The sequence below is a fragment of the Mesorhizobium sp. M8A.F.Ca.ET.181.01.1.1 genome (assembly GCF_004792025.1).
Classification (GTDB): domain Bacteria; phylum Pseudomonadota; class Alphaproteobacteria; order Rhizobiales; family Rhizobiaceae; genus Mesorhizobium.
The window spans coordinates 197,815-212,751 of the sequence record NZ_SRTV01000003.1; the positions used below are offsets into that span (position 1 = coordinate 197,815).

8 protein-coding genes are annotated in these 14,937 nt (G+C 65.8%); 6 read left to right on the forward strand and 2 right to left on the reverse strand.

What is annotated here, in order from left to right; genetic code table 11:
- Window positions 1-113: 113 nt before the first annotated feature.
- From EN824_RS13690 to EN824_RS13710, 5 genes are all read left to right on the forward strand, one after another.
- The gene (locus EN824_RS13690; protein WP_127277127.1) at window positions 114-1,091 is read left to right on the forward strand and encodes a tripartite tricarboxylate transporter substrate-binding protein; all 978 of its coding nucleotides are present in this window, start codon (window positions 114-116) and stop codon (window positions 1,089-1,091) included.
- 142 nt (window positions 1,092-1,233) lie between these two features.
- Window positions 1,234-1,770 (forward strand): tripartite tricarboxylate transporter TctB family protein, encoded by a 537-nt coding sequence (locus tag EN824_RS13695; RefSeq protein ID WP_135865714.1) that lies wholly within the window; start codon window positions 1,234-1,236, stop codon window positions 1,768-1,770.
- 4 nt (window positions 1,771-1,774) lie between these two features.
- Window positions 1,775-3,298: a tripartite tricarboxylate transporter permease gene (locus tag EN824_RS13700; protein ID WP_127277132.1), complete on the forward strand. Its 1,524-nt coding sequence runs from the start codon at window positions 1,775-1,777 to the stop codon at window positions 3,296-3,298.
- A gap of 15 nt (window positions 3,299-3,313) precedes the next feature.
- Complete coding sequence (locus EN824_RS13705; protein ID WP_135865712.1) at window positions 3,314-4,498, forward strand: CoA transferase; 1,185 nt, start codon at window positions 3,314-3,316, stop codon at window positions 4,496-4,498.
- Window positions 4,495-5,346 (forward strand): citryl-CoA lyase, encoded by an 852-nt coding sequence (locus EN824_RS13710; protein WP_135932389.1) that lies wholly within the window; start codon window positions 4,495-4,497, stop codon window positions 5,344-5,346. Before EN824_RS13705 ends, EN824_RS13710 begins: the two co-directional genes overlap by 4 nt.
- Before the next feature lie 3 nt (window positions 5,347-5,349).
- On the opposite strand, the gene EN824_RS13715 is transcribed toward EN824_RS13710, so the two are convergent.
- Together EN824_RS13715 and EN824_RS13720 are read right to left on the reverse strand one after the other, a co-directional pair.
- Window positions 5,350-5,826 carry an NUDIX hydrolase gene (locus EN824_RS13715; protein ID WP_127869974.1) on the reverse strand — a complete coding sequence of 159 codons (477 nt, stop codon included), beginning with the start codon at window positions 5,824-5,826 and terminating at the stop codon, window positions 5,350-5,352.
- 126 nt (window positions 5,827-5,952) lie between these two features.
- Complete coding sequence (locus tag EN824_RS13720; protein WP_245511698.1) at window positions 5,953-6,240, reverse strand: hypothetical protein; 288 nt, start codon at window positions 6,238-6,240, stop codon at window positions 5,953-5,955.
- 657 nt (window positions 6,241-6,897) lie between these two features.
- Here EN824_RS13720 and EN824_RS13730 point away from each other — a divergent pair.
- Window positions 6,898-14,901 (forward strand): autotransporter outer membrane beta-barrel domain-containing protein, encoded by an 8,004-nt coding sequence (locus EN824_RS13730; RefSeq protein ID WP_272483018.1) that lies wholly within the window; start codon window positions 6,898-6,900, stop codon window positions 14,899-14,901.
- Window positions 14,902-14,937: the final 36 nt, after the last annotated feature.

Sequence of the window (14,937 nt, forward strand, 5' to 3'; positions counted from 1 at the left end):
ATATCGTTCCTGTTGACGGAACGAGGTAAAATCTGCTTGAACTCGATCACGGGTCTGTGAACAGGCGCGTTTTGGCAGGCACCGGAGGAGGTGTCGTGATCTGGAGGAATCCCATGCTGAACAGACGCAGATTTTTGATGAGTACGGCGGCGGCAGGCGCGGCCGGGCTGGTGGCATCGCATTTCTCACCCGCCTTCGCAGAAGGTGCACCGCAAATCCAGGTCTTCGTGCCGGCGGCACCCGGCGGCGGCTGGGACCAGACGGCGCGCACGATGGACCAGGTGCTGCGCAGCGAGAAGCTCATCTCGGGCTCGCAGATCACCAATGTCGGGGGCGCCGGCGGCACGGTCGGGCTGCCGCAGTTCATCAATCAGTGGGGCGGCAAGGGCAATTCGCTGATGGTCGCGGGCATGGTCATGGTGGGTGCCATCATCGCCAACAAGGCAGCCAACAACCTGACCCAAGTTACCCCCATCGCCCGTCTCACCGGTGAGTTCGAGGCGCTGGTGGTGCCGGCGGACTCGCCGTTCAAGACGGCCGCCGATTTCGTCGCGGCTCTCAAGGCCGATCCGACGAAGGTTCCAGTCGCGGGCGGTTCCGCCGGAGGCTCAGACCACATCCTGTTCGGCCTGATCGCCAAGACGGTCGGCGTTCCGGCCCCCAGCCTTTCCTACGTGCCGTTCGCGGGCGGCGGCGAGGCCTTGTCGGCGTTGCTCGGTAACCAGGTCGCGGCCGGCATTTCCGGCTTCGGCGAGTTCTCCGAGCAGGTCAAGGCCGGCGCGCTCAGGCTGCTCGCCATTTCGGCCGACAAGCGCCAGGACGGCATCGACGCGCCGACGCTGAAGGAAGCCGGCATTGATGTGGAACTGTTCAACTGGCGCGGCGTCTTCGCGCCACCCGGCGTTTCCGATGCCGACAAGGCGGCGATGATCACGCTGGTCGAGACCATGGCCAAGAGCGATGCATGGGCGAGCGAATGCAAGAACCGCAACTGGACGTCCATCCTGCTCACCGGCGACGATTATGCGAAATTCGTCGCCGAGGATTCGGCTCGCATCGAGGCCATCCTCAAGGATCTCGGTCTCGCCTGATTTTTCCCCAAGGGGCGGCTCGCTCCGCCCCTCATTTTTCAATCGCAGCCGACCGTAGGGAGGCGATCGGTCTAAAGGTGAAGGTACGGTGCAGGCTGGCTGCGGGCTGCCGCCGGTCTCGGCCATAACGGGGAGGACGTTCATGAGCACCATCAACCAGCCGGCGGCGCCCCCACGCCTTGCCGTACCGGAATTGTCGATCGGCATCGGCCTTCTGGCCTGCGCCGGGGCTGTCGCCTGGCAGACGCTGGCGATCCCGGTGTCGCCGCTCTATTCCAAGGTCGGTCCGACTGTCTTTCCCTATCTCACCATGGTCGGCCTCGTGGTGCTCTCCCTGCTGCTCATCCTCGCCGCACTTCGCGGCGGCTGGCAGCCGGAGGAGGAAAAGGAAACTTCGACCGACTGGAAGGCGATGGGCTTCGTCGTCATCGGTCTTCTGGCCAATCTGGTGCTCATCCAGCCGCTTGGCTTCACCGCCGCATCGGTCATCATGTTCGTTCTGGTCTGTTACGGCTTCGGCAGCAGGCACACGCTGCGCGATGTACTTACCGGGCTGGTGCTGGCGCTGGCGGCTTATTTCGGCTTCGCCAAGGCGCTCGGCGTCAACATCGGCGCCGGCTTCATCGAGAACCAGTTGAATACGGTGATCGACGCCTTCACCAGCACGCTGGGAGGCTGAGACCGTGGAAACGCTCGGCCATCTCGCACACGGTTTTGCGGTCGCATTCTCGCCGACCAATCTTTTGTGGTGCCTGCTCGGCACCACGCTCGGCACGGCCATCGGCGTGTTGCCTGGCCTCGGGCCGGCACTGACCATCGCGCTCCTCTTGCCGATCACCTACCAGGTGGCGCCGGAGGCGTCCTTCATCCTGTTCGCCGGCATCTATTACGGCGCCATGTATGGCGGCTCGACGACGTCGATCCTGCTCAACACGCCAGGCGAGAGCGCAACCATCGTCACCGCGCTGGAAGGCAACAAGATGGCCCGCTCCGGCCGCGGGGGCGCCGCGCTCGCCACCTCGGCGATCGGCTCCTTCGTCGCCGGCACGCTCGGCACGCTGGGCGTCGCCTTCCTGGCGCCTGTCGTGGTCAAGTTCGCGCTGGCCTTCGGCCCGGCCGAATATTTCTCGCTGATGGTGCTGGCCTTCATCACCGTTTCGGCGGTGCTTGGTTCATCGTCGGTGCGGGGTTTGACCAGCCTGTTTGCCGGCTTCGTAATCGGCATGATCGGCGTCGATCTGCAGACGGGCCAGCCGCGCTTCACCTTCGGCATGACCGAACTGCTCGACGGCGTCGACGTCATCATCGCCGCCGTCGGCCTGTTCGCGGTTGGCGAGACACTTTACATGGCCTCGCGCCGCTATGCCGGCAAGGACGAGATCGTGCCGCTGAAAGGCTCGCTCTACATGACGGCGGCCGAATGGGGGCGTTCGTGGAAAGCCTGGCTGCGCGGCGCCGCGATCGGCTTTCCGATCGGCGCCATGCCGGCTGGCGGCGCAGAGATCCCGACCTTCCTGTCCTATGCGATCGAAAAGAAACTGTCGAAGCACAAGGAGGAATTCGGAACGGTCGGCGCCATCGAAGGCGTTGCCGGGCCCGAGGCCGCCAACAACGCGTCCGCGGCAGGCGTGCTGGTGCCGATGCTGACGCTCGGTCTGCCGACCTCGGCGACGGCGGCGATCATGCTGTCGGCCTTCCAGAGCTACGGCATCAATCCCGGGCCGTTGCTCCTGACGACACAGGCCGACCTTGTCTGGGGCCTGATCGCCAGCCTGTTCATCGCCAACGTCATCCTGGTCATCCTCAATTTGCCGCTGATCGGGCTGTGGGTGCGGCTGCTGAAAATCCCGGCACCGCAGCTTTATGCGGGGATTCTGGTGTTCGCCACTGTCGGCACCTATGGCATCTCGCAGTCGCCGATCGATCTCGTCATCCTCTATCTCCTGGGGGCCGCGGGCTTCCTGATGCGGCGCTTCGATTTCCCGACCGCGCCCGTCATCATCGGCATGATCCTGGGGCCGCTCGCCGAAACCCAGTTCCGCCGCGCGATGACCATATCGAACGGCGACTGGTCGGTGTTCTACAAGCATCCGCTGTCGCTGACCTTGCTGACGCTCGCCTTCATCGGCCTTGTCGGGCCGCATGTCTGGGCCTTCATCGAGCACCGGCGCCGGCGCGGGCCCGAACATGTGCCGGGCGATGCCTGAGCGATTTGAAAAGATATGACAGACCTGCTTTCCGGTATCCGCGTCCTCGACCTCACCAATGTGCTCGCCGGGCCTTACTGCGCCTATCAGCTGGCCTTGCTGGGAGCCGACGTGATCAAGGTCGAAGGGCCGCAAGGCGGCGACCTGGCGCGCCAGCTCGGCGGTTCGCCAAAGCTCAACGGCGCCGGCATGGGCGCGTCGTTCCTGGCGCAGAACGCCGGCAAACGGTCCGTCATGCTCGACCTCAAGCAAGAGGCGGATCGCGAGCGCTTCCTCGACCTGGTCGCCAGCGCCGACGCGCTGGTCGAGAATTTTCGCCCCGGCGTGATGAAGCGCCTCGGCCTCGGCTACGATGTGTTGAAGGCTGTGCGGCCCGGCCTCGTCTATTGCGCGATATCGGGTTTCGGACAGAGCGGGCCGATGCGCGACAACCCCGCCTATGACCAGATCGTCCAGGGCCTTTCCGGGATCATGAGCATAACCGGCACGCCGGAAACCGCGCCGCTGCGCGTCGGTTATCCCGTTGCCGACACGCTGGGAGGGTTGGTCGGGGCGTTCTCCATCGCCGCCGCACTGGTCCGGCAGAAGACATCGGGCGAGGGCGCGTTCCTCGACGTGTCGATGCTCGAATGTACGCTTTCGGCACTTGGCTGGCCTGTCTCCAACTATCTGACGGCAGGGGTCGATCCCAAGCCGATGGGCAATGAGAATATGACCGCGGCTCCCTCCGGCGCCTTCCGCACCGGCGACGGGCTCATCAACATCGCCGCCAACAAGCAGGAGCAGTTCGTGACGCTGTGCCGGCTGATCGGACGGCCGGAACTGGCATCGGACCCACGCTTTGCCGAGCGCGAGACGCGCAAGAAGAACCGCGCGGCGCTCAAGGTCGAGATCGAGGACGCTCTGGCAAGCGCTCCGGCGGCGGTTTGGGAAGAGGCGCTCAATCGAGCCGGCGTGCCGGCGGGCAGGGTCCTGACGATCCCGCAAGTGCTAACCGAACCACAAGTGCTCGAGCGCCAGGTGACGGCTCGTTTCGAGGATGTGGCCGGCATGGACGGGCCACTCACCGTCCTGCGCGGCGGGTTCATGGTCGACGGCACGGCACCGTTGCCGACACGGCCGCCGCCGGTGCTGGGCGAGCACATGGACGAGGTGTTCGCCGGCCTGCCACCGCGCGCCAAGGCAAAGGCCAGGGCATGAGCGGCGTGGAGAAGAAAACAGGCCGCGAGCGCGGCGAGGAATGGTGGCGGACCGGCATCATCGAGATGAGCCCCGGCATGATCCGGCTGCGCGGCTACGAGATCCAGGACCTGATCGGCCGTGTCAGCTTCCCCGCGATGATCTGGCTGATGCTGCGTGGCGAACTGCCCAGCGAGGACCAGGCGGCACTGCTCGGCATCGCTTTGGGGGCGGCCGTCGACCATGGGCCGCAGGCGCCGTCGATCGCCATCGCCCGCATGGCGGCAACCTGCGGCGTCGGCATCAACAGCGCCATGGCCTCTGCCATCAATGTGCTTGGCGACGTGCATGGTGGAGCCGGCGAGCAGGCGCTTTCCCTCTATGGCAATATTGCCGTGGCGCTCGAGGGCGGGATTGCCCTCGACGAAGCGGTCTCGACACGCCTCGACCGGTTCTTCGCGGAGGAAGAGGGCTACGTGCCGGGGCTTGGCCATCGCTTCCATCCTGTCGATCCACGCGCGCCGCGCCTGCTGGAACTGGTCAAAGATTTTGCCGCGCATGGCGTCGTCAATGGACGGTACGCCGACATCGCCGAGGCGGTCGAGGCCGATGTCGCGCGGCGCAAGGGCAAAAAAATCCCGCTCAACATCGATGGCGCCACCGCCGTCATCTACGGCGAACTCGGCTTTCCGCCGCCGCTGACGCGTGGCCTCTTCGTGCTGTCGCGGTCTGTCGGCATCCTGGCGCATGCCTGGGAGCAATCGCAGCAGGCCGAGCGGAACAAGGGGCCGCTGCCGCGCGAATGGCTGTGGGCCTATAGTGGCCCGCCGGCGCGGCCGGCTCCTGGGGACGAGGGCATCGAGAATTGAGGCTTATGGCCGCACGAGCGTCGTGGGCTCGGGCAGCGTCAAGGTGCTCACCAGCGTCGAGAGATCGGGCTCGTCGATGAGCATCGCGGCGTCGGCCGGCGCCAGCCATGCCCGCTGCCGCCGTTTGGCTTCCTGCCAGTCGGCGAGCTCTTCCGTCACTTCCAGCAGAAACACGATGACGTCGACGCGGACAAAGCGGTTGGCCAGGCGTTTCCAGTAGGAATAGGTGCCCGCCGGCCGCTTCAGCGTCTTGCCACGCACGCCGGCTTCCTCCAGCGCCTCGATAGTGGCTGCCTTGCGCCCGCTCTTGCCTTTCATCGGCCACCCCTTGGGCACGATGAAGCGTCTCGTCGTTCTCGACGTGACCAGCATCACCTCGATGTCTCCGCGCGCGTTCAGCCGAAAGGGAATCGCCGCCACCTGGCGGATCCTTTCGCCTTTCTTGGCCTGGCGTACGGCCTTTTTCTTGGTGGCTGCCATCTTAACAATCCAGTCGCTGCAATGCCCCTTAGCGTGATGCGATGCCTTTGCAAAATCCAAACGACCGCGGGGGCACCCAAAGTGCCCTATCATGTAAGTCGGCTAAATAAAAGAAGGTGCCGTCTGTCAGCGGCAGGTGCTGACGGCGGTGTTGCCGATTATCTGCGTCTGGCAGCTCGGCCTGACCTGCGGAACGACAGGCGGCGGCTGCTGGACGATGACGCGATCCTGGGCACGATACTGCTGTTGCTGCTGCTGAAATTGCTGCCGCTGAACCTGGTTCTGCAAGGCCTGCAGATCATTCTGCTGGATGATCACATTGTTTCTGGCCGCTGGATTGATCACCTGCGCGGAAGCGGGCGATGCAAAGCCAGCGGAAGCCGCCCCAGCCAGCACCGCCAATGCGAAAATCATCGATGAACGACGCATGCACACCCGCCCATTCCTGCAAAAAATCTCATCACGACGGATATATAGGGTGTTTGTCCGGCGATGCCATGGCGAGAATGGTGATCGCCCTCACACCAACCGCACCCGAGTACTGACTGCCACCTAGTCCCGGGACGCAGATTGCCGTCATATGACGACTATGAAAAGCAGATGGCCTTGGTCAGTGTCCCTTACGTAAGTTTTCGGTTCCTTCTGGCGCAAGTTTATGTATTCTAATTGAGCCAGTACTTCACAAGCGGGACTGCGGACTGCTGGCCTCAATGTATTGAACCTTATTGCAAAGTGCCGGCATTTTATTGCGTGGACTGACCGTGGCGGGGGCGCCTAACTCAAGGAGGGATTGGGAGCGCCTGCTCTAAGGGGGCTAAGTGCATGGCGTTGTTCTCAAGGCGCTCTTTTGAGTGCGCGGATTTTGAGTGCGCGGATTTTGACGGCGAAGCGGTCGGACGCCGCTCCTGTATGCCGCTCCTGGCGGGGAGCCGACTTCCCCGGGTTGCAGAATCTCCGGTGGCCGGAAACCCTCGTCTGGCAGTCATGGCAGCGCGGCTGACCCTGTTGCTTGGTGCCACGGCTCTGAGCGGTTTTGCCCTTCTGCACACAAGCCCAGTCCATGCGCAGGTCGTGATCAATCACGACGGTGCGCCCGGAGACAACGGCGCAAATGTGATCGGCGATGCCGATGCGGATGACGGCCATCCTCCCACCGGACCGGTCAACTACACAAATAATGATCCGCAATCGAGCGTCGGCAGCGCCTTTGTCGGCAGCGCCGTTGGCGGCAGAGGCGGCAATGGCGGCTCGACCGTCGAGGCAACCATTGTCCCTCCCTTCTTCGAGGTCGATGGCGGCGATGGCGGCAATGGGGCCAAGGGTGGCGTCGTCGATATCACGAATACAGCCCAGTTGCAGACCAGTGGCGCCTCCGCGAGCGGCATCAGTGCAAATGCAAGTGGCGGCGATGGCGGCGATGGCGGATTTGCCTTCCATCTGCTGCTGATCAACGGTGGTACCGGTGGCAGAGGCGGCGACGGCGGCACCGCGACCGTGACGACCACATCGACCAGCAACATCACAACGACAGCGGACCTGGCGAACGGTATCACCGTCAACTCCAGTGGCGGCAATGGCGGCAATGGCGGCACCGCCGTCGGCGGCATCGGATCCGGCAAAGGTGGTGATGGCGGTTCCGGCGGCAATGGTGGCTCGGCGTCGGCGGACAATGCAGGCGACATTCACACGCAAGGTACCTTTTCAAAGGGCATCCTGGTTCGCTCGGCCGGTGGCTCCGGCGGCGACGGAGCGCAGGGAACCGGAATTATCAACGGTGGCGGTGGCAATGGCGGCGTGCCGACCGTCGGCGGCTTGGCGGATGGCAAGAATTCCGGAAACATCACCACGATGGGCGACTTCGCCAGCGGTATGGTCATCCAGTCCGTCGGCGGCGGTGGCGGAGATGGCGGCGGAGCCTTCGGCTTCTTCGGCGGCGGCGGCTCGGGCCAAGACGGAAACAATGGCGGCACAGCGACCGGCACCAACACGGGTTCCATCACCACCAACGGCGTCGGCGCCATCGGCATGCTGGTTGAATCGGTCGGCGGTGGTGGCGGCGACGGCGGCGGCGCGATCGGATCGATCGCACTCGGCGGATCCGGCGGCGGCGGCGGCAAGGGCGGCAGTGTCTTCGGCAATCTCGGGGGCTCGATCAAGACCGGCGCCGATGGCAGCGGCGACGGCGCGATCGGCATCGTCATCCAGTCGATCGGCGGTGGTGGCGGCAATGGCGGTTTCGCCATCGCCGGCGGCCCCGTGGTCGCGGTCGGCGTCGGCGGTTCCGGCGGTGCGGCCAGCAATGGCGGCGACGTCAACGTCCAGCAGGCCGCCGGCGGTCCAACGGTCGAGACGAGCGGAATCTCTGCCATCGGCATACTGACGCAATCGGTGGGCGGCGGCGGCGGCAATGGCGGCGGCAGCTATACGGTCAGCGGAGCGGTTTCGGCCTCGATTGGCGGCAAGGGTGGCGCGGGCGGCGCCGGCGGTAACGTCATCTACAATGTCGGCACCTCGCATGTGACGACGCATGGCACCGACTCGACCGGCATCCTGACCCAGTCGGTGGGTGGCGGCGGCGGCAATGGCGGGTTTGCGTTGTCGATCTCCGCGCTTATCTCGGTCGGCGTCGGAGGCGAAGGCGGCCCGGGCGGCAAGGGCGGCACGGTCAACATGACGACCGGCGGCAGCGTCGAAACATTCCAGGATCGCTCCGCCGGCATCATCGCGCAGTCGATCGGCGGCGGTGGCGGCAATGGCGGCGGCAGCGTCGCAGGCAGCGCCGGCGTCAGTGTCGGCATCGGCAGGAAAGGCGCCGGCGGCGGCACCGGCGATGCGGTCACCTTCAACGGCACCCAGTCCGATGTGACGACGCATGGCGCGGATTCGGCCGGCATCATCGTGCAGTCGGTTGGCGGCGGCGGCGGCAATGGCGGCTTTTCGATCGCCGTCTCGGCCATCGTTTCCGTGGGCGTTGGCGGCAGTGGCGGCGCCGCCGGCGATGGCGGCGTTGTCGATGCGCGTTCCAATGGCAGCGTGACAACGTCCAACGATCGGTCGGCCGGCATCATCGTGCAGTCCATTGGCGGCGGCGGCGGCAATGCCGGCGCGGTGATCAGCGGCAGCCTGGGCGTGAATGTCGGCGTGGGCGGCAGCGGCGCGGGCGGCGGCAAAGGCATGGCCGCCAGCTTCTTTACGGACAATTCCGTCGTCAAAACCGCGGGTGCCGATTCGATCGGTATCCTTGTCCAGTCGATCGGCGGCGGTGGCGGCAATGGCAGCTTCGTCGGTGGCCTCGGCTTGGCCGCGTCTGTCGGCATCGGCGGCAGCGGCGGCGTTGCGGGCGACGCCAGTGCGGTCAAGATCACCGACAATGGCGGCTCCGTCACCACGACACGCGAGCGGTCTTCGGCCATGGTGGCACAGTCGATCGGTGGTGGCGGCGGCAATGGTGGCGGCGTCGTCGCGCTCGGTGCCGGCGTCAACATCGGCATCGGCGGAAAGGGCGCAGGCGGCGGCGTTTCCAGCACGGTCGACGTCATCAACGCGGCCGCGCTCAGCACCGGGGGCTACCAGTCGCACGGTATCCTGGCACAATCGATCGGCGGCGGTGGGGGGTCTGGCGGCTTCAGCGTCACCTTGGGCGGCCCGTCCTTCTCGCTGGGCGGTACCGGCGCCTCGGCGGGCACGAGCGAAAAGGTGTTTGTCAACAACTCCGGCAAGATCGATACGGGTGGCGACCTGTCCAACGGCATCTTCGCGCAGTCGGTCGGTGGGTCCGGCGGCGACGGCGGCTTTGCCGTGGCCGGCGGGCTTTTCGCCGCCGTCGGCATCGGCGGCGCGGGCGGCGGTGGCGGCGCGGGTGGCGTCGTCGAGGTTATCAACAACGCCAACATCACAACCAAGGGCGCGCTCTCGAATGGCATACTGGCGCAGTCGGTCGGCGGCGGCGGCGGCAATGGCGGCAGCACCGGGGCCGTTGCCGTTGGCGCGTTCGGCGCGGCCGGCGTGGCGCTTGGCGGCGGTGGCGGCGACGCGAATCTAAGCAAGGAGGTCACGGTCACCCACAAGGGCGACATTCACGTGGCGGGAGCCGGCTCCAAGGGCATTCTTGCTCAGTCAGTCGGCGGTAGCGGCGGCAATGGCGGCAATGCCTATTCCGGCGCCTTCAGCGGCGGTCTTTATTTCTCCGCCGCCGTGGGTGTGTCGATTGGCGGCACCGGCGGCGACGGCGGCCCTGGCGGCAAGGTTACGGTCAAGGCGGACGGCAACATCATTGCCGATACCGATGCGGTCGGGTCGGGCGGCATCGTCGCGCAGTCGATCGGCGGCGGCGGCGGCAATGGCGGGCGGGCGACCACAATCACCGGTGCTGTCAGCACCGACGCCAGTGTCAGCCTGGGTGTTACGGTTGGCGGCTGGGGCGGCGATGGCGGCAGAAGCGACCTGGTGACGGTCGACACCGGCCTGAACGGTGGCGGCAGCATCGTCACCAGTGGCTATCAGGCGGTCGGCATTCTTGCCCAGTCGGTCGCCGGCAGCGGCGGCAATGGCGGCGATTCCTGGGGGGCGGCCGGCGGTTACGGCAACGATGTCGCCATCAATGCGACGGTCAGCATCGGCGGCGGTGGCGGCGACGGCAATGTCAGCGATGACGTGCTCGTCCACAACGCCTTGACGGTGCAAACCGCCGGCGACATGAGCGCGGCCATCATGGCTCAGTCGATCGGCGGCGGCGGCGGCAATGGCGGCTCGACCAATGGCGCGACCGCCGATCTCGGCGGCGGCGAGGGGGTCAACGTCGCGGTCAATGTCGGTGTCGGCGGCGGCGGCGGCACAGGCAATACTTCCGGCGCGGTCGACGTGATCAACAGCGGCAACCTGACGACCACGGGCGATTTCTCCTCGGGCATCGTCGCGGAGTCGCTGGGCGGCGGCGGCGGCATGGGCGGCGCGAGCAACGCCAAGGCATTCCATCTGGGCGGCACCAGCGAGACGAGCGTCACCGTCAATGTCGGCATCGGCGGCAAAGGCGGGTCCGGAAACGATGCGGCGATGTTCCGCCTTGATGGCGGCGGCAATGTCATCGGCGCCGGCGTGCATGTCGACAATTCCGGCGTGATCCGGACCCAGGGTTTCAATTCGATAGGCATACTAGCCATGTCGGTCGGCGGCGGCGGCGGCGGCGGCGGAGCGGCCTCGACCGACGAGGAGATCGTCGGCGGCGGCAGCGAGGGCGAGACATCCGTGGGCATCGGCGCGGCCATCGGCCTTGCTGCCGGCGGCGCCGGCAATGGCGGCACCGTGTCGGTCACCAACCGGAGCCTGATCGTCACAGACGGCGCCGATTCCTACGGCATCTCAGCCAACTCCATCGGCGGCGGTGGTGGCGTCGGCGGTTCGGCGACATCGGGCGTTCTCGGCAAATATGCCATCGGCGGCGCGCTCGGCGGGGCGGGCGGCGGCGGCGGCAGTGGCTTCGAGGTCGACGTTTTCAATCTTGGGACGGCCGAAATCTGGACCAAGCAGGAGCGCTCGATCGGCATCTTCGCACAGTCCGTGGGTGGCGGCGGTGGCGCCGGCGGTGCCGGCGAGAGCACCGGAAAGACCGATGACTCGGAAGTCAGCGTCAACCTCTCGCTCGGCGGATCGGGCAAGGTCGGCGGCGACGGCGGCAAGATCGTCGTCGAGAACAGCGGCTACATCCACACCGAGGCGGCCTATTCGCACGGCATCATGGCGCAGTCGATCGGCGGCAGCGGCGGCGTCGGCGGCGCTTCCGGCACTTCGGCCAAGGACTCCAATGTGGCCATTACGCTCAGCCTCGGCGGAGCCGGTGGCGACGGCGGCAAGAGCGATTTCGTTCATGTCACGAACTTCGACACGGGCGAGATTCTGACCAAGGGCGACAATTCCTATGGCATCTTCGCGCAGTCGATTGGCGGCGGCGGCGGTGCCGCCGGTGCCGGTTCGACCGAGACGGGCAGCGCGGAGACCTCCGTCTCGCTGGCGATCGGCGGCCTGGGTGGCGTTGGCAGCCGCGGTGGCGACGTCACGGTCGACAACCATGGCCAGATCACCACCCTGGGTTACCTCTCGCATGGCATTTTTGCGCAGTCGGTCGGTGGTGGTGGCGGCGCATCGGGTGCCGCCGCCAACACCTCGAAGGCCGACATGACGATTGGCGGCGCGGCCTCGTTGCCAAGCGGCGACGGCTCCAATGGCGGCCATGTCATCGTCAACAATGACGGCGCCATCGAGACCTGGAAGGATGGCGCGCTCGGCATCTTCGCCCAGTCCATCGGCGGCGGCGGCGGTTATGGCGGCGTGGTGTCGGCAGACACGGCAGGCGATGAATCGGTCGCGCTGCAGCTTGGCGGCTTCGGCGGCAATGGCGGCAATGGCGGGCAAGTGGATGTCACCGTTTCCGGCACCATCATCACCCATGGCGAACGCGCGCATGGCGTGGTCGCGCAATCGGTCGGCGGCGGTGGCGGCTATGGCGGTGACGCCAAGGGCAAGAGTTCGAACGCGTTGGCCATTGGTGGTGTCGGCGGCAAAGGCGGCGATGGCGGCGACGTCACCGTCATCCGCACCGGCACGATCACCACCACCGGCAAGGATTCGATCGCCATTATCGCACAATCAGTGGGCGGCGGCGGCGGCATCGGTGGTGCTGGCTTCGGCCGCTTTGGCGCCGACGACGATGGCGGCGGGCCAAATGCCATCGGCTTCAACACGCCCGGCGGCACCAAGGGCACCGGCGGCAAGGTAACCATCATCCAGTCGGGCGCGATCGAGACCGATGGCGACCGTGGCCACGGCATCGTCGCCCAGGCGGTTGGTGGCGGCGGTGGCGCCGGCGGCACGGATTCGCTCGGCATGGGCCAGTCGGCCGCCGGCTCGCAAGGTGGCATCGGCGATGCCGCGGCGGCATCCGCCAGCACCGACAGCCAGGTCTGGGTGAAGGGCGCGAGTGCCTATGCCATGTTCGGGCAGAGCGCGACAGGCAATGGCGACGCCCATGCGGTCGACCTGACGGCGGGTGACAGCCTGTTGGCACAAGGCGCGGATTCGGTGGCTGTCTATGGCGAGAGCACGGCCAAGGGCGCCAAGGGCAACATCACCATCAACCTCAATGGCCAATATACGATCGGTGGGGCCGGAACCGGTGTCGCGGCGATGCTCGTCGGCGGCGCCGACAACACGCTGACCAACCACAGCCTGCTCTACGCGATGGGGGCGACGCCGACTTTCGAGATCCAGGCAGCGCAGTTCCAGGCGTTTCAGGCTTTCCTGCTGGCGCCCGGCCCGGTGGTGCCGACAAACGCGATCCTGGAATCGCTGCTGGACGATTTCAGTCCGCTCGCCATCACCGGCACATCGGGCGATGACCATGTCGACAATTCCAAGGCGGCCGACACGTTGGGACGCGTCATCGGCAACATCGATCTCGGCGGCGGCAACAACAGCTTCCACAATTTCGCCGATTCCTCGATGGTCGGCCTCAAGACCATCGATCTCGGCGGCGGGCTGTTCACCAATGATGGGCTCTATACCAACCAAGGCATCGGCGTGGTTGCGAAAGTGGATGTCGGCGGCGGCTTCAAGCAGGTTCTCTCCGGCGACTTCGTCACCGACGTGGACCTCAACAACCAGATCACCGATGCGCTGGCGCTGACAGGCGCGGGCGACTTCAACGGCGAGGCTCCGTTGAACTTCCTCACGATCGACAAGCTGTTCACCGAATATGTGGTGGCCAAAGGCTCGGCGATGACCGATTCCGGCATCGACGCGAAAACCCTGCATCCGGCGGTGGGCTTCAACTTCCAGTTCAAGGTGGATAACGGCACCGATCTCGTTCTCTACGCCGACAATCCGACCTTCCTCGAACTGGCGCAGGATCCCGGTTCCGGAACCACCGATCCGGGCGTGTTCCAATTGGCGCAGTATCTCGACGACGTCGAAGCGGCCTCGACCCCGGACAACCCGATGGCCCGGTTGATCAACATGCTGCGCTTCCTGCCCAACGAGCAGGAACTGGGTGCCGCGCTGACGCGACTGACGCCGCGCTATGCGGTGCATGCCTTCGACATGATCAACCGCGAGGCCGACATCATGTTGGAAACGGCGCGCGAATGCACCGGCGTGCCGTTCTACAAGAACCTCGACGGCCCCTGCATCTGGGCGACGATCAGTCCGCAGGCCGAATACAGTCGCGACGCGGGTGCCGGGACCACCAGCCGCGACGACGTCCTGAAGACCATGTCGCTTGGCGGCATCGGCGAGGTCGGCCAGAACTGGTCGCTGGGCGCCACCATCGGCCGTACGGAATTCGACTCCAAGATCGACGCCAACGGCGAACTGCTGTCACAAACCACCGGTCAGGCCTGGCAGGCCTATGCGCTGGCGAAGTACGCCGACAAGAATTACTTCATCGACTTCGCGCTCGGCGGCGGCACCGGTTCCTTCAAGGGCGAGCGCGATACCCATATCGATCCGGCGTTCTTCATTCCCGGCGAAACGCTGATCGGCGATTATCTGGACGAGGAAATGCTGCCCGGGATCGGCAACAGCGTCACCTACACGCAGAAGACCGCTCAGTTCGGTGGCTCGGCACGGCTTGGCTTCACGCAACAGATGGGCGCGTTCTACCTGCAGCCGACCTTGCAGTTCGACGCGCGCTGGCTGCGTGTTTCGGGAAAGGAAGAGGGGTCGGCTGCCGGTTTCAACTTCGACGGATCGGCGGACACCTTCTATGCGGCGACGCCGGCGCTCGAAATTGGAACCGACATCGCACTCAGCGACATTGCCAGCCTTCGCCTCTATGGAAAGGCTGGGGTGGAGTTTTCAACCAAGGAGTGGGAGATCGAAGGACGCTTCGCGGCTGCGGAGAATCTGCCCGGCAACCCGGCATTGCACTTGACGGAGGCGATCGATTCGCCGCTCTATCGGGTCGGCGCCGGCCTCGAGTTGAATGGGGTCAATGGCGTCGGCATGTCCGTCAGGTATAGTGGCGCCTTCGGGGAAACGGTCAAACAGAATGCAGTCAGCGCGTCTCTCAAGGTCAGTTTCTAGGCTGGCTCGAGGCGGAGCCCGGCGGGAGAGATCTTG